This is a genomic window from Clostridium sp. FP2, assembly GCF_011065955.2.
GTDB classification, from domain to species: Bacteria; Bacillota; Clostridia; order Clostridiales; family Clostridiaceae; genus Clostridium_AD; species Clostridium_AD tagluense.
In genome coordinates, this window is record NZ_JAAMNI020000001.1 from 1,977,139 (window position 1) to 1,998,293 (window position 21,155).

Here is a 21,155-nt window from a genome sequence, read left to right on the forward strand (position 1 = left end):
GATTACAATAATTATAGAAATTAAGAAGGAATATTTACGATTTTGTAGAATTGTATAGAATAGTATGTTATTTTAAAGTAATGGTGTAATAAATTTTCTGTAAAATACTTTAAAGACATTAAGGTGTAAAGGAGACAAAAATGGAAAAGGATAAAAAGATAGCAGTTTTGATTGATGCTGACAATGTATCTGATAAATATATAAAGTATATAATTGACGAAATTTCAAATCATGGAACACCTACATATAAAAGAATTTATGGGGATTGGACCAAACCTCAACTAGCATCTTGGAAGAATGTATTGCTTAATTATTCTATTAGCCCAATACAACAATATAGTTATACCACAGGGAAAAATTCAACAGATGCAGCCCTTATAATTGATGCCATGGATATACTCTATTCAAAGAATGTTGATGGGTTTTGTATTGTGTCTAGTGATAGTGATTTTACTAAACTCGCAGCGCGCCTTCGGGAAGCGGGTATGTATGTTATTGGCATGGGAGAGAAGAAAACTCCTACACCTTTCATCTCGGCTTGTGAGAAGTTTAAATATCTTGAGGTATTAGCTTCAATGTCGCCAAAAAACACTGAAACCACGACTATTAAAGGGGTACAAATACAAGAAGATTCAAAACTTGGTATGACAAGTACAGAAAAATTAATAGAGGCTATTAAAACTATTATAACTGAGATTTCAGATGAAGATGGTTGGGCATTTTTAGGAGAACTAGGTAGCACTCTCAACAAGAGGTATCCAGATTTTGATACAAGAAACTATGGTTATACAAAGCTTACACCTTTTGTAGCTTCTTTAAATCAATTTGAGATTAGATCAACCAAAACTAGCAATCCAAGTATAAGTCTTAAATATATTAGAAATAAGGAGTAAAATATAAAGAGGCTATACATCAAAATTTCTTTTGATGTATAGCCTCTTTATATTTATGGTAATTAGCGTTTGTGGCACTTACTTTTATCAGAACAGCTGCTACCACAACTGCATTTATTATTTTTGGTATCAGTATAAACTTTTTTAAAAGCAAGTATTATAATACACGCAAAAACCAAACCAACTATTATATTCACAAGCATTATGCTTCAACTCCTAATTCAGCGCGTTTAGAATCCGATTTTCTAATGGTTATAACAAGGAAAATAGCAGTAATAGCGGCTATCCCTATAGCTGGTATAAAACCTGCTGCCGGTTTGCCATATACAATAAGTGACCCAACTTGGTTTACTAGCATGGCTAAAGTGTACCCAACACCAAACTGGAAAGCCAGAGCTCTAAATAACCATTTTTTTGAACCCATTTCTGAATTCATAGCTCCAATTGCTGCAAAGCAAGGTGGAGTGAATAGATTAAATATAAGATATGCAAAAGCTGTCACCGGTGTAAAAAATTGCGTCAATACTCCTCCAGGCAAATGTAATGCTTCCTCTGAGGTAACAGCCAGTAGTACTGCAAATGTAGCAACAATATTTTCTTTGGCAATAAAACCAGTTATTGCTGCAGCTGCCAGCTGCCATCCAATAAAGCCAAGGGGAATAAAAATTGGAGAAATTACTGACCCAATAGAAGCAAGGATACTTAAACTTTGATCTTCAGCGGGGCTAAGATTCCAGCTATATGCCTGTGCAAACCATACCAAGGTGTTACACACAAGCACAATTGTTCCAGCTTTATAAATAAAAGCTTTTGCTTTGTCCATCATTTGATTAAAGGCATATTTTAAACTAGGCAATTTATAATCTGGGAGTTCCATAATAAATTGAGATGTGTTGTCCCATACAAAAATTTTCTTGAGTAGAAGTCCGCCAAGTACAATCACCGTAATTGCAATAATATACATGCTAGGTCCAACCCAAGAATTTTTAGGGAAAAATACAGCTACAAACAGTGCTATAATTGGGAGCTTAGCACCACAAGGTATAAAAGGAGTAAGAATTGTAGTCATTCTTCTTTCATTAATATCTTCTATTGTTCTTGTGGCCATAACACCAGGAATTGCACAACCAGAACCTACAATCATTGGTATAATAGATTTTCCGGATAGTCCGATTTTTTTGAAAAAACGATCCATTACTACGGCTACTCTAGCCATATACCCACAATCTTCAAGCAGTGATAAGCAAAAGAATAATACCATAACTAAAGGTAAAAATCCTACAACAGCGCCAACTCCACCAATGGCGCCATCTACAATAAGAGCTTGCAATAGGGAATTAACTCCGAGGCCACCTAAAAAAGCATTTGCTGCATTTGGAACAATTTCTCCAAATAATACGTCATTAAAATAGCCTGATAGGTATCCACCCAGCCCTTCTATAGAAAATGCGAATACGGCCCACATGATAACAAAAAATATAGGTAAGCCTAACCATTTATGTGCTACAATTCTATCTACTTTATCAGATAAGGTGACCTTACTGGCGTCTCTTTTTTTAACCTGACATTTTAGGGCGAGTCCATCTACAAACTTTTGTCTTGCAATATCAGAATCTTTATTTGCAAAAACTGGTGCAATTTGAGTTTTTTTCTCCTGGCCAAGATTAATAGCTTCATTAATTAAGGTTAGTAAACCATTTTCTGATGTGGCAATGGTATCAATAACTTTACAATTTAAGGCCTTACTTAAAATACTTTGGTCTATAGTATCTCCTCTTTTTGATAAAATATCACTTTTATTAAGAGCAATGACTACTGGAATACCCAGTTCTAGAAGCTGAGTTGTAAAAAATAGACTTCTGCTAACGTTGGCGCCATCAACAATATTAATGATTACATCCGGAGCTTCCTCTAAGATGAAATCTCTAGTAATCGCTTCTTCACCAGTAAAGGGTGAAATGGAGTATGTACCTGGAAGGTCAACGATTCTTGCATCAAGACCTTTAGGATTATACTTTTTTTTAAGATTTGCTTCCTTCTTTGCTACAGTAACACCAGACCAATTTCCTACATGTTCTGTTTTTCCAGTAATACCATTGTATAGTGTAGTTTTCCCTGAATTAGGATTACCCGCTAATGCTATTTTCATTGTAAATTCCCCCTTATTATATAAATTCATTTAATATTAATAATCATTATCAATAGCTTGGCAAAAATAATATGCTATAGTCTATAGCATATTAATGACATAATATTAAATAAAAAATTAACAACTATCTTATGTACATAACATAATAGATTTTGCCATGTTTTCGTCAAGTGCGTATCTACTATCTTTAATATTAACCACATAATTCCCTGCAAGTTTAGAAATAAGAGTAATCTCTTCTCCTTCAAAGCAACCTAAAGTAAAAAGAAATTTTTTCATTTTTTCTTTACCCTCAACTGCTTTAATATTAAAAGTTTGACCAATCTTTGCTTTTGATAATACCATAATATAATCACCTCACTGTGTTGTCTGAGTACTTATCCAACACTTACTGATAAAGAATATCATTTTCAAATGAAAATGTCAATAGATTGGGAATTTAAAATTGTAATTAAATAAAAATGAGTGAGTCCTATCTTGTTCTTTTCTTATATTCATTAGGAGAAACACCCTCATATTTCTTAAAAGTGGTAGAAAAATGGCTTTGGCTATTAAAACCACATTTAAAAGAAATTATGTCTAATGCATTAGAGGAGTTGTCTAAGAAATCTTTTGCTGTATTTATTCTACATATGTTTATATATTCACAAAATTTAAAACCGGTGTTCTCTTTAAAAAGACAACATAGATAATTGCTACTTATATGAATATGAGCAGCAACTTTTTCTAAGGTTATTTTTTTTTCGATATTTGAGTGTATATAAGTAAGCGCATGTTTTACAATTTCATTTTCAGATATTGATTTATTATTTATGACATCCATGTAACTTTTAATAATTTCCTTTCCTAAAGTAATTAAATCATCCTTTGAATGACAGTTGTCTATTGATTTTAGGTTCTTACTGCATAAATCTTCTAAGGGTATTGAACTGTTGATACAGAAATAAGTGTATATAAAGATGCTCATTGAATAGAGTAGTTTTTTTAATTCATTTGGGTTATTGGAAAAAGATAAAAGTACATTTGTCTTTTTTAGGTATAGAGAATTGGCATTTTCTAAGTTGTTATTTCTAATATTTAAGGCTAGTTCAGTGTGATTTAGTAAATTTCTCATAGCATCTCCTTAATATTTCTAATAAATATAGTAATAATTTTAAAAAAAACATAACTTATATGTATTATAATGCAAATAAGAATAATAATCAATATCAATTGATGCAAGGAGAGATAAAATGCAAGGATTAAATGAAATAGAGATTAAAAAAAAGGTTAAAGTAATGCAAATAGTAACAGGTAGTAAAGTAAGAAGAAGGATAATGGACATGGGAATAACAAATGGTGTGGAAATTATAGTGGAAGGCAAAGCACCTATGGGAGATCCTATAGAAATACAAGTTAGGGGATATAAATTAACTCTTAGAAAAAATGAGGCTAAAGATATTTTAGTGGAATTAGTATAAAAAAAGGGGGTTTTGAAGTGAATAGCATGTGTATTCCTTTAAATGCTATAGGTACTGGGAAAATTGCAGAAGTCGTGAATATTCATGGTGGAGAAATGATGTGCAAGAGGCTTATGGAAATGGGAGTAAATAAAGGCGCATTAATTCAAGTTCTAAAAAATGATGCAGGCCAATTGATAATAGGCCTGGGACAAACCCGCTTTGTTTTAGGAAGAGGAATGGCTCAAAAGGTTTTAGTTATGGAAGTTTAAAAATAACAGATTTGAAGGGAATGATAAGCAACATGAATAGTGAATTAGTAATAGCTTTGGTTGGAAATCCTAACTGTGGTAAAACGAGTACATTTAATGAATTAACTGGTTCTAAGCAGCATGTGGGTAATTGGCCTGGAGTTACTGTTGAAAAAAAGGTAGGTAAACTTAAATTTGAAGGTAGAAATGTAACGGTAGTGGATTTACCAGGAATTTATAGTTTGGGTGCCTATTCAGAGGATGAAGTGGTGGCTTGCAACTATATATTAAAGGATAAGCCAGATGTGGTAGTTAATATTATTGACGCTACTAATATTGAAAGAAATTTATATCTCACAATGCAACTCCTAGAGACAGGAGCAAAGGTTATTTTAGTTTTAAATATGATGGATGAAGCAAATAGCAAAAATATTCGTATTGATACAATGAATTTATCTAAATTATTAGATATACCTGTTATTGAAGCCATTGCCACAAAAGGCCGGGGAGTTAAAGATATCATAAAGGAAGCCTTGAAAATTAATGAATCAGGAAAAGCTAGTAGTTATAAAATTCAATATGGTAAGGATATTGAAAAGGAAGTTCACATTTTAAAAGAAGCTACTTATAAAGCGTCCACGGCCCTTGGGTATCCAACTGAATGGACAGCTATAAAACTTTTAGAGAATGATGCCTATGTTAATAAGGGTTTACAACAAAGAGATGATTATAAGACAATAAGTAGTTCATTAGAAAAAAGTATTGAAAGGTTAACAGCTGTTATAGGATATGAACCAGACGCTTTTTTAATAGATAAAAGATATGAGGCTATTAGCCGATTTATAAATAAATGTGTAAAAAGAGAAGAAGTTAGAAATGAAAGTACATCTGATAAAATAGATAAAATTATTACAAACAAGTGGCTAGGAATTCCTATTTTTGCAGCTATTATGTTTTTTATGTATCAAGTTTCTATAACCTTTGGAAATGAATTCTTAGGAGGAATACTAGATCAAGGCTTTGGAGCAGTAGGAGCGTGGCTTGCAACTACCTTAAGTAATATAGGGGCACCAGAATTATTAACTTCCTTTTTAACAGATGGAATTATAGGTGGAGTAGGTGCGGTACTTGTTTTCTTTCCAATGATTTTAACCATGTATTTTCTTATAGCTTTACTTGAAGATAGTGGATACATGGCAAGAGCAGCTTACGTAATGGACAGACTTATGAATGCTGTGGGTCTTCATGGAAAGACTGCAGTATCTCTAATAATTGGTGGAGGATGCAATGTAGCTGGAATAATGTCCACAAGAACATTAGAAAGTAAAAAAGATAGAATGATAGCAATTCTTATAAATCCGTTTGTGTCTTGCCCAGCAAGGCTTGCAGTATATGGGGTATTTGTAGGTGCATTCTTTGCAGATAAAAAATTAGGAGTTTTCAATTTAGGCGGTATTATTATTTTTCTACTATATGTATTGGGAATTGTAGTTGCAATATTATTAGGTAAATTTTTAAGTGATAAAGTATTCAAAGGCGAAGAATCATACTTTGTCATGGAATTGCCGCCTTATCGTATACCAACAGCTAAAGGACTTTTAATTCACATGTGGGAAAAATCAGAATCATTTCTAAAAAAAGCGGGTACAGTTATATTAACCGTGGTTATATTAGTTTGGGTTCTTTCAAACTTACCACTAGGAGTCCAAGCGGGAAGTGTGGATAGTATTTTAGGGATAATAGGCTCATTTATAGCACCGGTATTTACTTTAGCTGGTTTTGGTAATTGGCAATCAGCAGTAGCTCTTATTACTGGGTTTGCTGCGAAAGAAGCAGTCGTTGGAACTTTAGGCACAATATATGGAGTTAGTGGTGAAGGTGCATCTCTTACAGCAGCAATACAGCAAGCTTTCACACCTCTTTCGGCGCTTTCTTTCATGATAATGACTTTGTTATATGTACCTTGTGTAGCTACAATAGTTGCAGTAAGAAAAGAGACAAATTCAAAAAAATGGGCATGGATAGTTGTAGCCTATACTACTATAATTGGTTGGGTATTAGCAGTTTTAGTATATCAATTAGGGAAATTGTTAGGATTTAACTAAGTCTATAAAAAAATACGGTGTAAAAATAATTTTTTCTAAGCGTTCATAGGTACACATAGAAAATAATATTCATAATTGAATTAAGGAGATATGGAATGTTTAGAAAATTGTTACCTAGATTTAGAGACAAAGAAATATATCACGATATAATTGAAAGTTTAGTAACAGCTCTTGAAGCAAAGGATAATTATACAAGTGGTCATTCAGAAAGAGTTGCATCCATGAGTTATGAACTTTCAAAAGGCTTTGGAATTAAAGGAAGTGAACTTCAAAACATACATATAGCAGCGCATCTGCATGATATAGGTAAAATAGGAGTTCCGGATAAAGTCTTAAACAAAAATGGGAAGTTATTGCCTCATGAGTGGGAATATATAAAAATGCATCCTAAAATAGGTTTTAATATTTTAAGCAAATCAAAAAGATTAAAGTATATAAGTAAAATTGTTCTTTATCATCATGAAAGATGGGACGGTAAAGGGTATCCAGAAGGACTATCTGGAATTACTATACCACTTGGATCAAGGATAATTGCAGTATGTGATTCAATTGATGCTATGACATCTGAAAGGCCTTATAGAAAAGCTATGGGTTTTGAAGAATGCATTAATGAAATAACTATTAATACAGGATTAATGTTTGATCCTGTGGTAGTTCAATATATAGTAGACAACATGAATACTGTAAGAAAGTTTTTAGATTCTAAAAACGCTCAAGTATAAGATACGCTTATATTTATAAAGGTAATAGGATATGGAGCTAATAAAATGTTTTGTTTATTAGACAAGATTTAACGACATCGCAGATGATGATTTAAAGGAAAGGGAAGTGGTAAAATGTTGATTAAAATATTAAAGTCATTAGCTAAAGGTGGCAGATACTCAAATAAATTAATGGCTATAGAATTAGGAGTAGATGAAAGTTTAATTGAGCAGATGATAGATAAGCTTTTACATATGGGATATATTGAAAAAGAAAAAATTAATAGTTGTGGAGATGGGTGTGGTTGCTGTTCTAGTAAAAAGAGTTGTGGCTCAGGTAGTAAAAGCATAGATATTAACATATGGAAAGTTACAGGAAAAGGTAAGAAAGCAATATCCAACTAAATGTGTGGGTTGTTATCAAAAGCTTAAAAATATTTTGAATGCGAAATTAATGGAGGTTGTTTTATGAAAATAGAAGAGTTAAGTAAATTTTTAAAGATTGTAGATGATTATGATGACCTGGAATACCTATTTTCAGTAATAATACGTAATGCGGCACCAACTATAAGAAAACATAAGACGTCCTCTTTAATTAATTTCAGTAATAGTAATAGAAATTTAAATAATATATGGGAAAAATATAAAAATGAAGTGAAAGATAAACTAGATGTTGATTACTTTGAATTGAAAAAGGATACAACAAATACCTTTGTATTATTTTATAATAAAGAAAAGATTAATCTAAGTATAAGAGATAAGAAAAACATGGAATTTTTAAAGAGATTTGGATACAAGGAAAATATGGATATTAAGCAATGCTTGTCACTTTTAGGGGAAAGATTCCAATATATGTGCCCTCATGAAATTGGGGTTTTCCTAGGATATCCTATAGAAGATGTGACATCCTTTGTTGATTATCCCAATACTAAATGTAAAATGGTAGGCTATTGGAAAGTATATCATGATATTGAAAGTGCAGAAGTTATTTTTAGTAAGTATGATGAAATAAAGCATTCTATTATACAATTAATGATGAGAGGTATGAAACCCACAGAACTATTAAATCATCATCTGCGATGCTGCAATTAACGACTTCAGAGGGAGATTTAGACTCCCAGTGAAGTTTTCTATTTGGTATAGCTTCTAACTCCCACTTATAGAAGTGGGAGACTTTCCTTCTGAAATGTCGTTAAAGAAAAATACATTGAATTTAGTAACCATCTAAGCTCTTGATTTATCAAGAGCTTTTTGATTTAAATAAATAAGTTATTGAGATTAGGTAACCAACATTTTATGTATGTTAATCCATGTGAAAAAAATATATTTGTGATACACTAAGTATATGAAATTTTATGAGGAGGTAATTATAAATGAATAAAAAAATGCCTGTATTATTTATTGGACATGGTAGCCCCATGAATGCAATTTTAAACAATTCCTATACGGAAGCTATTTGTAAATCAATAGAAAATATACCAAAGCCAGAAGCAATTTTAGTTATTTCTGCTCATTGGGAGACCGATGGTACGTGCATTACAGCAAGTGATTCGCCTAAACAGATTTATGACTTTTATGGGTTTCCTGAGGAACTGTATAATATCAAATATAACCCAACGGGTGCTAAAAAATATGCTGAGATGGTTGCGACGGAACTTGCAGATTCTAATATTATGCTCACTGAAAAATGGGGGCTGGACCATGGGGCTTGGTCTGTATTAGCACATATGTATCCCAAAGCTGATATCCCTGTATTTCAAATGAGCTTAAACAGGTTAGGTGATGCGAACTACCATTATAACCTTGGAAAAAAACTATCTGTGCTTCGTGAAAAAGGAATTTTAATAATAGGAAGTGGAGACATAGTCCATAACTTAAGAATTATGAATTATGAAATGGATGCAAAACCCTTTGACTGGGCATCTGAATTTGATAATTACATTTCAGAGGCTATTGTAAGTAGAATGCATGATAATATTATCCACTATGAAAAATTTGCTAAAAGTGCTGAATTATCTGTACCTACTAAAGAACATTATTTGCCCTTACTTTATATAGCGGGATTGCAAGAAGAATCAGATGAAGTTAATTTTATATATAAAGGTATACAACATAGTTCAATGTCTATGACTAGTATACAAATTGGTTAACAAAAGAAAAGGCTGTAAAGTTATTATAACTTTACAGCCTTTATTATTAAAGTAAAGGGGGACTTCGCTTTAATTTTTAATCTAATAGGTTAAAAACTTATTAAGTTATTAACTTATAACTAAATGATAACATAGAATTATGTCGATACAATGAAGAATGTGTAAAGTATCTTTAAATATTAAGAAAATATAATATATCCTAGAGGTAATTTATTTATCATGTTTAAGGGGCAATATAGTTAAACAAAAGAAAAGGCTGTGAAGTGTTACTTCACAGCCTTTATTATTAAAGTAAAGGGGGACTTCGCTTTAATTTACTAACCTATAAATATATATTAACATAAAATTGTTACGGCATTATTAAGAATATGTGTAGTATTTGTTAAATGTATGATATTCATAAGAATATCATATTTGAACCCAATAATTTGTATAAGGAAGAACCTTTATAAAATTTTTTTATTTTCTTATTTTTCATGAAAATGACGGTTTCTAAAAAAAAATTATTCATTTTTAGCTTAAAATTTTGATTTATAGATAAATTTATACTATAATAGATAAAACTACTTAAAAAATCAAAAGAAGGAGGGTTAACATATGAAATATATTGTAGTATTAGGAGACGGAATGGCAGATTACCCTATGAAAGAATTAAATAACAAAACACCGATTCAATATGCGAGTACTCCTGCTATTGATTATATGGCAAAGCACGGTATTATAGGTATGGTTAAAACTGTGCCAGAAGGTATGCCTCCAGGCAGTGATACAGCTAATATGGCTGTCTTTGGCTATGATCCCTTTGTATATTATAGTGGACGTTCACCTTTTGAAGCAGCAAGCATGGGAGTCCCTATGCTAGATACAGACATTACCTTTAGATGTAATTTGGTAACTTTATCTGAAGGTGAGCCTTATGCGGAAAAGATTATGCTGGACCATAGTGCCGGTGAAATAACAACTGAGGAATCAGCGGAATTAATAAGTGCACTAAGTGAGTATTTAAGCACTGAGGCAATAAAATTCTATCCAGGTATTAGCTATAGACATCTTATGATATGGGATAATGGGCCGTACGAATGGAAGCTTACACCACCACATGATATTCTGGGTAAGAAAGTAAAGGATTATATGCCTAAGGGTCTAAATAGTGAAGTAATTGAAGAAATGACAAAGAAAAGTAGTCAATTTCTATCTCAGCATGATATAAATAAAAAAAGAGTGGCAAAGGGATTAAATCCAGCTAACTCCATATGGATTTGGGGTGAAGGTAAAAGACCTCTTTTATCCAATTTTAATGAAAAATATAATTTAAAAGGTTCAGTGATTTCTGCAGTCGATTTAATAAAAGGCATAGGACTTTGTGCAGGCTTAGATATTATTGATGTTGAGGGAGCCACTGGGAATATTAATACTAATTATACAGGCAAAGCAAAAGCCGCAATGGCTGAGCTTGCAAAGGGAAATGACTTTGTTTATATTCATGTTGAAGCTCCAGATGAATGTGGTCATAGATATGAAATAGAAAATAAATACAAAGCAATAGAATACATAGATAACAAAATAGTAAAGGTTATTAAAGAAGAAATGGATAGATTAGGTGAAGATTATAAAATGATAATACTTCCGGATCATCCAACGCCTCTATCTCTCAGAACACATACAAGTGATCCTGTTCCATTTTTAATATATCAAAGTAATGACGAGAAGGACAATCCTAATGGATGTTATGATGAATTTGCGGCAAAAGATACAGGTCTATATTTTCCAGAAGGATATAAGCTAATGGATTATTTTTTAAAAGGTATTAGGTAGGAGGAAGTTAATAATATGAAACAAATATATTATAAGAGTACTAGAGGAAATGAAAAGGCCGTAACCTCTGCAGAAGCTATTGCAAGAGGACTTAGCGAAGATGGTGGGCTTTTTGTACCCACATCAATACCTAAGTTAAACACCAAGCTTAAAGATCTTATGCATATGAATTATAAACAGTTAGCATTAACTATAATGAGAGAATTTTTAACGGATTATAAGGAAGATGAGTTAAAAATGTGTATAGATAAGGCTTATGATGAAAAATTTGATACTTCTATTATTGCACCCCTAGTAAAATATGGTGGAACATATTTTTTAGAGCTATACCATGGACCTACATTAGCATTTAAAGATATGGCATTATCAATACTGCCATACTTATTAAAAACCGCAGTAAAAAAGCTGAATAATGATAAAGAGATGGTTATTCTTACTGCTACCTCTGGGGATACTGGAAAGGCTGCCTTGGAAGGATTTGCAAATGTTGCGGGTACAAAGATAATAGTATTTTTCCCGGAGCAGGGTGTAAGTGAGATTCAAAAAAGGCAGATGGTAACACAAACTGGAGATAACACCTTTGTTATAGGCATTAATGGAAATTTTGATGATGCACAAAATGGAGTTAAACAGATGCTTACGGATGTTAATCTTCTAAAAAAATTAGAAGAGAAAAATAGTATGTTTTCATCAGCTAATTCAATAAATATAGGAAGGCTAATACCTCAGGTTGTATATTATTTTTATGCGTATACACAGCTTTGTAATAGAGGGGACATTGAAATAGGGGAGGAGATAAATTTCTCTGTTCCTACTGGTAATTTTGGCAATATATTAGCGGGATATTACGCAAAGAAAATGGGATTACCAATTAAAAAATTAATTTGTGCTTCAAATGAAAATAAGGTTTTATTTGAGTTTATAAATACCGGCATCTATGATAAAGTAAGGGATTTTGTAATTACTATGTCTCCTTCAATGGATATATTGATTTCAAGTAATCTTGAAAGGTTGCTATATTCTATTAGTGGACAAGATGCAACAGTGATAAAAAACCTTATGGAAGACCTTTCAGTAGATGGTAAATATGAAATTGATAGCATTATGAAAAAAGGGCTAGTAGACTTCTATGGAGGTTACGCAGATGAAGAAGAGACGGCGTATGCAATAACCGAAGTTTATAAAGCTAATAATTATGTAATTGATACACATACAGCAGTTTCCTATGCGGTTTATCAAAAGTATTTAAAAGAGACAAAGGACACTACAAAGACAGTTATTGTCTCTACTGCAAGCCCTTATAAATTCACACCAGATGTTATGAAATCAATAGATGCAAAATATGTAGGATTAAATGACTTTGAATTAATAAAGCAGCTGAGTAGAATGACGAACATTGATATTCCAGCAGGCATAGTGGATTTAGAAAAGAGACCTGTGCTTCACAAAACTAAATGCGCAAAAGATGAAATGCAAATGCAAATAGAAAAGATACTTAACATATAAAATTATAAAACAGTAAGGGGCATAAATTATGGAAGTTATAGTTGCAAAATTCGGTGGAAGTTCATTATGTGATAGTGAGCAATTCAAAAAAGTAAAAGATATTGTTTTGTCCGATAATAGACGGGCCTACGTTGTACCATCAGCTCCGGGTAAGCGAAACAGTGGTGATTATAAAATCACAGATCTTTTATATTTATGTCATGAACATGTGGAAAAATCACTACCCTTTGATGAATTATTTAAATTAATTGAAGGAAGATATACTATTTTATGTAGTGAATTAAATCTTTCCATAGATATTTTAAAATATTTAAGAGAACTTAAGGAAAAAATAATTAATGGAGCTTCAGAAGAGTATGTAGCAAGTAGGGGGGAGTATTTTAATGGTTTAATACTCGCTGAATATTTGGGGTATGAATTTATTGATGCTGCTGAAATTATTGTTTTTAAGAAAAGTGGACGTTTGGACGAGAAAGCAACCTATGATGCTGTAAATAAGCGATTATCAGTGGTAAAAAAAGCAGTAATACCGGGATTTTATGGTGCTTCCAGAGATGGTGAAATAAGGACCTTCTCAAGAGGTGGCTCAGACATTACAGGAGCAATAATTGCTAAGGGTGTATGGGCGCTAGTTTATGAAAACTGGACAGATGTATCAGGGTTTTTAATGGCAGATCCCAATATTGTGAGTAACCCCAAACATATTGAAGAGGTAACCTATAAAGAACTTAGGGAACTTTCATATATGGGTGCAAATGTTTTTCATGAAGAGGCAATTTTTCCTGTTAAGAATAATGGAATTCCAATAAACATAAGAAATACTAATAATCCCTTAGAGAAGGGAACTACTATTTTAAATGATAAATTAGAGGTTAAGGTTGGAAAGATTACAGGTATAGCAGGAAAAAAAGATTTTACAGTTATAGCAATTGAAAAAACCCTTATGAACAGGCATATAGGATATTTACGAAGGATTCTCTCAATTCTTGAAAATAATAATGTAGCTTTCGAGCATATACCATCGGGGATAGATTCAGTTTCATTGGTAATTGACGATGCTGAGCTCGACAATAAGCTGGATATAATATTAGAAGAAATTGAAAATCAATGTAAACCAGATTCATTAATAGCCTATCCTAATATGGCCTTAATAGCAGTAGTTGGAGAAGGCATGATAAAGACTAAGGGGATATCTTCTAGATTATTTAGTGCCTTATCAAAAAATGATATAAATATTAGAATGATAAATCAAGGATCTAGTGAGCTCAGCATCTTTGTTGGTGTAGAAAATGAGGATTTTGAAAATGCAATTAGGGCTGTGTATAAAGCCTTTGAGAATTAATAATCACTTGATTTTCTGTAATAAAGTTAACTACTAGGGGGAAAGCGATATGGAAAAGGTAAAGATAGCAATTTTAGGCTTTGGCAATGTTGGCACAGGCGTTTGGAAAATACTTAAGGAAAATAAAAAAGAAATAATGAAACGTTCCAATTACGAAATAGAGGTAGCTAAAATACTAGTAAAAGATATAAATAAAAAAAGAGATATTGCTATATCTAAGGAAATATTAACAGACAATATTGATGATATTATTAATGATGAAAGTATTAAAATCGTGGTTGAACTCATTGGAGGACGCGGTGAAGCAAAGCAATATATGATACGCGCTATGAAAGCTAAAAAGCATATTGTAACTGCTAATAAGCTAGTTATTGCAAACTGGAGTGAGGAGTTATTCAAAATAGCTGAGGAGGAAAAGGTTTTATTTTATTATGAAGCAAGTGTGGCTGGTGGAATTCCAATAATACGGGAAATTAATGAGAGTCTTACAGCCAATAGAATTCAGCAAATAATTGGAATTATAAATGGAACAACTAATTATATATTAAGTAAAATGACTAATGATGGAATCGGCTTTGAGGAAGCATTAAAAGAGGCACAGGAAAAAGGTTATGCTGAAGCAGATCCAACATCTGATGTAGATGGCTATGATGCGGTGTATAAGCTTGCTATAATGGCATCATTATCCTTTGGAACTAAAATTAATCATGATGCCATTTATAGAGAAGGAATAAGAAGTATTAGTTCACTGGATATAGAATATGCTAAAAAATTTGGCTATACAATAAAATTACTGGCAATAGCAAAGGAAGAAAATAATAAATTAGAGCTAAGAGTACATCCAACTCTAATACCCTCAAATCATCCTATGGCAAATGTAAATGATGTCTTTAATGCCATTATGATAAAAGGCAATGCAGTTGGAGAACTAATGTTATATGGAAGAGGAGCAGGAGATTTGCCAACTGGAAGTGCAGTTGTAGGTGATATAATATCCATATTAAGAAACAATGTAAAGCCAGCGGACATAAGTGAGGTAAGCGAGGAATCTAATTTTAAAGAAATAAAAAAACCAGAAGAAAATGAAGCGGAATTCTATATTAGACTTAATGTTAAAGATAGAGCAGGAGTTTTAGGAGATACAGCAAAAATTTTTGGTGAAAACAATGTTAGCATTATATCCATGACTCAAGATGTAAGCCGTGAAGATGATGTACCACTAGCATTTATTACTCATAAAAGTACAGAAAAGAATATAAGAAATTCCCTTGAAAAAATAAAATCACTAGAAAATGTAAACAGAGTTGAAAGTATAATAAGGATAGAGTCATTTAATTAAAGAAATTAAAAACAAAAGTTGGTAACTATATTACCAACTTTTGTTTGCTAATTTTCCAAAAGTAATTTTTTGACAAATGACTCTAGTATGTTATACTATTTATATTAAAAAAGGATCAAATTAATATATAAAGTAGGTGAAAGTATGGAATTTCTAACCAGTGGTGAAAAAATTAAAAACTTGAGAAAAATTCTTGGAATAAGACAAGAAGAATTAACGTCAATAGGTGTATCTAGAAACTTTATTAGCATGGTTGAAAATAACAAAAGAAAACTAAGTTTAAAAACTGCAGAATTGCTTATAGAAATATTTAAATCAAAATCAAAAGAAATTGGGACAGATTTAGATATAGATGAAAAGTATCTACTAAAAAGTCCACAGGAGGAAGCTATAGAATATTGCAATGAAAAAATAAATGATACCTTATACATGGATGAAATTGATAATTTAATTGATGTATGCAATCGGTATAGTTTGTTAGATATCTTATCAACATTGTATGTAAAGAAAGGGAATATGTTATATAGCGGTGGTAAATGTAGTGAAGCGTTTACTTATTATTATGATGCTTTAATCTTTTATAATAGTATTAATGGAATAGAAGAGAAAGCTTTTATTTACAATAAATTAGGCAGATGTAGATTGCAAATGTTGGAGTACTTTGAAAGCTTAAGTTTTTTTACAAAGGCATACAATTTATCAATTATAGGAAATTACAAACTAGTTGAAAGGAATTCGCTATATAATATAGCACTAGTATATAAAAAATTAAACAAAATAGATGATGCGCTTGAGCATATAAACAAGTACATAGATATATGTGATTATGATATAGATTTTTTCGATATAATCGATGCTAGAGTTTTGGAGGCAAACTGTTATTTTTCTAAAAATAAGTACAATAAATCTATACAAATCTATAAAGAAATGTTAAATAAAAAAGATCAATTAAAATATCCAATGTTAGGAAATATATATAATAATTTAGCTTTAGCATATTTAGAAGTAAATGATTGTGAAAATTCATTGTTTTATTTTGATAAATCACAAGAACTAAGAGAAGTAAGTGATAAATCCAAATTGCATCGTACTTTAATAGATAAGTCTAATGTGTTTATAAAAAATAAAATAGTGAATGAAGCTACAAATCTTTTAACAAAAGGATTTGATATGTCAGTTGCGTATAAGGATTTAGAGTATACAATATCGAGTTTTAATATGCTTGAAAAAATATATATAGATTTATGTGATGATAAGAGGTTAATTTACTTATACGAAGAAATGTTAGACATATTGAGTTCTAGAGAGAATATCCAATCAGTACTAATGATTTATATTAAAATATCAAATAAGCTAGCACTTGTAAATATTGAAAATAATGACATGGAAAAATGTAAAAATAGATTAAAAACTTTGAATAAATTAATAAATATGTAACTGATTTTACAGGGGATATGGTTTCATATTACAATTTATGTTATAATGTACTTAAATGTAATGTTTACATTATATTAAAAAGGGGGGCGTAATATGAATAAAAAATTTTTAAGAAATATGATTTGTTGTATTATTTTAGTTGCGGCAGTCTCGGCGTTTGGAAAAATAAAAACTATGACTACAGATGATCCAGATTCTAAAGGATTTAATATTACATCAGTACGTAACGTATAAACATAGGTATTTAAGGTAGAATTTAAAAATTTTCATGTTTAACAAAAAAACAAGTGACCCTATATTAATATAGGGTCACTTGTTTTTTTAATTTACGCCTACAGCATTCCAAGCTGCATTTATAGCAGCAACTTCTGGGCCACTTGCACCGTAAAGATCTGTTGCAGATTGAACAAGTGCAACTCTCGCATCGTGGAAGTTAGAAGTAGAAATTAAATAGTTAGTTAAAGCTCTGTAATAAATTTGTTCTGCTTTATTAATACCTACATTAGGATTAGAAGCTGTAAGGTAACAGGCTTTATTTGGAATTCCACTATTTGTATGAACTCCACCCCAATCTCCTTCTCGAGTATTAGGAGAAACTACAAATTTACTCATATGATCTGGATCTCCATATTTAGATGGATTGGAAATGTCTCTTAATGCATCGCCAGCTACATTAGGTGTCCAAACATCTTCACCCATTAGCCAATCAAATTTGTTAGCTTGGCCATAGTACTCGATGAATGCACCAAAAGCATCTGACATAGATTCATTTAACGCTCCAGATTGAAATTCATAAGTAAGATGTGCTTCCTTTTCATCTACGGCATGGGTCATTTCATGACCAACAACATCTAAAGCACCAGATAATGCAATAGCCTCAACTCCATCTCCATCTCCATAAACCATTTGAGTTCCATTCCAAAAAGCATTTACATAATCTTTAGAAAAGTGAACTGTAGATTTAATACCCATACCTAATCCATCAAGACTATTTCTATTGAATTTAGTTTTATAATAATCATATACAACGCCTGCATAGGCATGTGCATCTACAGCTGCTTTATCATTAATTGTGCTTGTAGTTGAAAAAACCGTAGTACCAGGTATATTAGTGCCGTTAGAGGCAGTAAGAGTAGTTATAAGAGCACCTTTGGTAGTGTCTTTTAATTGATATTGAGTTTTGCCACTTACAGTAACCTTGTCAAGGTTTAATGCTTTGGTATCGCCAAGTACACCCAGGCCTGTTCCTGTAGCCGCAATAGGTTCTATTTTATTGACTTGTTTTACTATAGTTCCATCTTCGGCATTTATAAAGAAGTCCCAATATCCTGGTGTTGGAGATAGGAAACTTAATGAAACTAAATAAACAGGAATATATTCATCATTTACATTGTAATAGAAAAGTTTGATGGTTGGATCTGTTTCAAGTTCATCAAATTTAACTTGTGCTTTTGCAATCTCAAGAGCTTTCTTTTGACCTATAAAAGGTGCTTTATTTATTTTAACATTTTTTGCATTAACATCATATTTACCATTTATAGCGTATACTTCACCATTTTGATTAAAGTGAACGATATATTCATTACCATAAATTGGAATGCCTTTTACCATTTGTTGAGTTTTGATATGTTTAAAACCCAATTTGTCATCACTTGATTTTAGTTCTTTCAATTCATTTACAGGGTCTTCAATTCCATAATTATTTTCTTTGAAGAATTGCTGTACACCTTTCATGTCCTTTGACAATTGTTTTGATAATTTTCCCGTTTCAAAACTTGGTGGATTGACCTGCGATACATTCCCTTTAGCTTGTACAGGAAGTGCGAAACCTGAGAATAATAATGATGAAATAATAACTAAAGAAACCAATTTTTTTGATAACAAAGTAAAAACCCCCTTAGATTTTAATATTTTTATATTTTTATTATAAATCAAATATTGCAAAAATGTAACTAAAATATTTCGACATTTAGTTACATTAGTAGTTTCAAATAAAAAAAACTGTTGAACAATCGACATTTTTTTTATTATAAATTAAATATCATAAGATGCAACTAAAAAAACTCGACATTTAGTTGCATTTATAGCTTAAAATAAAAAAAGTTGCTGATTATTCAACGGTTTTTTTAATCTATATAAAATATATAAGAGGTGCTTCTTTATTTTTTTGTAAAATAAAAAACATCCCATCTTACTAAAAGATGAAATGCAAATATTATAGTTATTGTATTTTTTTTATTTTCATACTTAATGGGTTAACAATGAAGTAACTTCAGAATATAAAGAAAGTGTTCATTAAAGCAATTTGCAGTAATGAACACTTGTAATCCTTAATATGTTTTTATAATTTTATACAACCGCTTTTGATTTTTCGGTGTATTGTGCAAGGATTAACTCCTAGTTCTTTAGAAGCGGTTACGACGGAGCCATATTTTTCTATGGCTTTTGGTATCATTATTTGGTCCACTATACCATATACCGTGTTTAGATTACTATGACCATTTATTGTAACACTAGGCATATCATTTAAAGGATTTTCAGGTTCGCTTAGGTTCATGAATATGCTAAGGTCATCCTCGCTGATAACATCATTAGCTGCAAGGACAATTAACCTTTCTATCATATTTTTAAGTTCCCTTATGTTTCCTGGCCAATCATATTTATAAAGTATTTTTATTGCTATTGGTGAAAATCTTAAACATCTATTATATTTTTTATTATAATAATCAAGGAAATATTTAATTAAAGGAAAAATATCTTCTTTTCTATCTTTGATAGGCGGAATTTTAATTGGTATAACATTAAGGCGATAATATAAATCTTGTCTGAATCTTTTACTGTTATGAAGTTCCGCATCAGATATATTTGTAGCACTAATATATCTGATATTTAATCTTATAGGTGTTGTTCCACCTATTCTTGTGAATTCATTTTCCTGTAATACCCTGAGGATTTTTGTTTGCATTGGCAATGGCAATTCGCCAATTTCATCAAGGAAAATGGTACCTCCATGGGCTTCTTCTAAAAGGCCTTTTCTACCACCTCTTTTAGCACCGGTAAAGGTACCCTCTTCATATCCAAAAAATTCAGATTCTAAAAGTTCAGAGGGAATTGCACCACAGTTTATTGTAATAAAAGGTTTTTCGCGCCGGGAACTATAGTTATAAATCATCCTAGCAATAATTTCTTTACCAACACCAGATTCTCCAGTAATAAATATGGATGAGTCATAAGCAGCTGCTCTTATGACCATCTTTTTGATATTATCAATAACCTTACTTTGACTAATATATTCTATGGTTTCAGGCTGTTTAATATCCAGATTTATGCTTGTTTGCAATTTTATCAATCGGGTAATATCGCGACCAGTAAGTACGCCACCCTTTAGATCTCCATTATTATGGAAAAAAGGTATAGCTGTGTAGGCAAGGGTTTTTCCACTTGGATATTTAACATTTCTATAAATCTTCTCTTTAATTTTTAGCATATCAATAATAATAGGATCCTTTACCAAACCTCTTTGTGATATCTCATAAATGCTTTGACCAAGCGCTTCGCAGCGATTAAAGGGCAAAAGTACATCACAAAGTTCATTCATTTTTTCGATTATACCCAGTTCATTGAAAATAACAATTACCTCATCAATATCATTTATAACATTCTCGACGGTTTTATTATTAATAAGAGAACTATCAAACATATACATAATATTAAGTGAATTACTTTGGGCAGTTAGTCTATGTATGCTAACAGGACAAAGGAGGCCATTTATTAAGATACTGCGGTGACTAGTTCCCTTTTCTAAAATATCTTCATAATTGAAATCTATATCAAGGTCTTGTATATTTTTTAGAATTTTGATTTTTGCATACTCAAAAAAACTATTCATTATGCTATTAGTATATAATACTTGTCCAGTACTATTGCATACAATTATAGGATTATATATTTTGTTTAACATATCTTCTGAAATAGTATTCATATAACACCATGCCTTTCAAGATAAAATAAAGCCTTTGAATTATAAA

At 31.3% G+C, this 21,155-nt stretch carries 20 protein-coding genes; 14 read left to right on the top strand and 6 right to left on the bottom strand.

Features of this window, described 5'->3' with window-relative positions; all coding sequences use genetic code 11:
* Positions 1-140: 140 nt before the first annotated feature.
* A complete protein-coding gene (locus G9F71_RS09380) occupies positions 141-893 on the top strand; it encodes an NYN domain-containing protein (protein ID WP_124999828.1) in 753 nt (250 codons plus the stop codon).
* Positions 894-955: 62 nt separating this feature from the next.
* Here the strand turns inward: G9F71_RS09380 and G9F71_RS27755 are convergent, their stop codons facing one another.
* From G9F71_RS27755 to G9F71_RS09400, 4 genes are all read right to left on the bottom strand, one after another.
* The gene (locus G9F71_RS27755) at positions 956-1,096 is read right to left on the bottom strand and encodes a FeoB-associated Cys-rich membrane protein (RefSeq protein WP_124999830.1); all 141 of its coding nucleotides are present in this window, start codon (positions 1,094-1,096) and stop codon (positions 956-958) included.
* Positions 1,096-3,042 carry a ferrous iron transport protein B gene (gene feoB, locus G9F71_RS09390; protein ID WP_164948985.1) on the bottom strand — a complete coding sequence of 649 codons (1,947 nt, stop codon included), beginning with the start codon at positions 3,040-3,042 and terminating at the stop codon, positions 1,096-1,098. The genes G9F71_RS27755 and feoB (G9F71_RS09390) overlap by 1 nt, the downstream gene beginning before the upstream one ends.
* A 129-nt stretch (positions 3,043-3,171) precedes the next feature.
* A complete protein-coding gene (locus G9F71_RS09395) occupies positions 3,172-3,387 on the bottom strand; it encodes a ferrous iron transport protein A (RefSeq protein WP_124999834.1) in 216 nt (71 codons plus the stop codon).
* 127 nt (positions 3,388-3,514) lie between these two features.
* Positions 3,515-4,156, bottom strand: a complete 642-nt coding sequence (locus tag G9F71_RS09400) for a helix-turn-helix transcriptional regulator (protein ID WP_164948986.1) — start codon at positions 4,154-4,156, stop codon at positions 3,515-3,517.
* Between the two features lie 118 nt (positions 4,157-4,274).
* Here G9F71_RS09400 and G9F71_RS09405 point away from each other — a divergent pair, with 118 nt between their 5' ends.
* From G9F71_RS09405 to G9F71_RS09465, 13 genes are all read left to right on the top strand, one after another.
* On the top strand, positions 4,275-4,502 hold the full coding sequence (locus G9F71_RS09405; RefSeq protein WP_124999838.1) for a ferrous iron transport protein A: 228 nt from the start codon (positions 4,275-4,277) through the stop codon (positions 4,500-4,502).
* A 26-nt stretch (positions 4,503-4,528) separates the two neighbouring features.
* Entirely contained in the window at positions 4,529-4,753 is a 225-nt protein-coding gene (locus tag G9F71_RS09410) for a ferrous iron transport protein A (protein ID WP_125000053.1), read from the top strand.
* Positions 4,754-4,773: 20 nt separating this feature from the next.
* Positions 4,774-6,837 carry a ferrous iron transport protein B gene (gene feoB / locus G9F71_RS09415; protein WP_224626281.1) on the top strand — a complete coding sequence of 688 codons (2,064 nt, stop codon included), beginning with the start codon at positions 4,774-4,776 and terminating at the stop codon, positions 6,835-6,837.
* A 95-nt stretch (positions 6,838-6,932) separates the two neighbouring features.
* Positions 6,933-7,559, top strand: a complete 627-nt coding sequence (locus G9F71_RS09420) for an HD-GYP domain-containing protein (protein WP_124999840.1) — start codon at positions 6,933-6,935, stop codon at positions 7,557-7,559.
* A gap of 114 nt (positions 7,560-7,673) precedes the next feature.
* Positions 7,674-7,943, top strand: a complete 270-nt coding sequence (locus G9F71_RS09425; RefSeq protein ID WP_164948988.1) for a FeoC-like transcriptional regulator — start codon at positions 7,674-7,676, stop codon at positions 7,941-7,943.
* Between the two features lie 63 nt (positions 7,944-8,006).
* Entirely contained in the window at positions 8,007-8,630 is a 624-nt protein-coding gene (locus G9F71_RS09430; protein WP_124999844.1) for a DUF3793 family protein, read from the top strand.
* A gap of 281 nt (positions 8,631-8,911) precedes the next feature.
* Positions 8,912-9,688, top strand: a complete 777-nt coding sequence (ygiD, locus tag G9F71_RS09435) for a 4,5-DOPA dioxygenase extradiol (RefSeq protein ID WP_164948989.1) — start codon at positions 8,912-8,914, stop codon at positions 9,686-9,688.
* Positions 9,689-10,285: 597 nt separating this feature from the next.
* Positions 10,286-11,503: a cofactor-independent phosphoglycerate mutase gene (locus tag G9F71_RS09440; RefSeq protein WP_164948990.1), complete on the top strand. Its 1,218-nt coding sequence runs from the start codon at positions 10,286-10,288 to the stop codon at positions 11,501-11,503.
* A gap of 15 nt (positions 11,504-11,518) precedes the next feature.
* Entirely contained in the window at positions 11,519-13,009 is a 1,491-nt protein-coding gene (thrC, locus tag G9F71_RS09445) for a threonine synthase (protein WP_164948991.1), read from the top strand.
* A gap of 28 nt (positions 13,010-13,037) precedes the next feature.
* Positions 13,038-14,351 carry an aspartate kinase gene (locus G9F71_RS09450; RefSeq protein ID WP_253199356.1) on the top strand — a complete coding sequence of 438 codons (1,314 nt, stop codon included), beginning with the start codon at positions 13,038-13,040 and terminating at the stop codon, positions 14,349-14,351.
* 49 nt (positions 14,352-14,400) lie between these two features.
* Positions 14,401-15,690: a homoserine dehydrogenase gene (locus tag G9F71_RS09455; protein WP_164948992.1), complete on the top strand. Its 1,290-nt coding sequence runs from the start codon at positions 14,401-14,403 to the stop codon at positions 15,688-15,690.
* A 144-nt stretch (positions 15,691-15,834) separates the two neighbouring features.
* Positions 15,835-17,127 (top strand): helix-turn-helix transcriptional regulator, encoded by a 1,293-nt coding sequence (locus G9F71_RS09460; protein WP_164948993.1) that lies wholly within the window; start codon positions 15,835-15,837, stop codon positions 17,125-17,127.
* A 93-nt stretch (positions 17,128-17,220) separates the two neighbouring features.
* Positions 17,221-17,361: a hypothetical protein gene (locus G9F71_RS09465; protein WP_164948994.1), complete on the top strand. Its 141-nt coding sequence runs from the start codon at positions 17,221-17,223 to the stop codon at positions 17,359-17,361.
* Positions 17,362-17,448: 87 nt separating this feature from the next.
* Here G9F71_RS09465 and G9F71_RS09470 read toward each other — a convergent pair whose 3' ends face one another.
* Both G9F71_RS09470 and G9F71_RS09475 read right to left on the bottom strand, forming a co-directional pair.
* Entirely contained in the window at positions 17,449-19,011 is a 1,563-nt protein-coding gene (locus G9F71_RS09470) for a M4 family metallopeptidase (protein WP_164948995.1), read from the bottom strand.
* Between the two features lie 457 nt (positions 19,012-19,468).
* Complete coding sequence (locus G9F71_RS09475; RefSeq protein ID WP_164948996.1) at positions 19,469-21,109, bottom strand: sigma-54 interaction domain-containing protein; 1,641 nt, start codon at positions 21,107-21,109, stop codon at positions 19,469-19,471.
* Between the last annotated feature and the right edge of the window lie 46 nt (positions 21,110-21,155).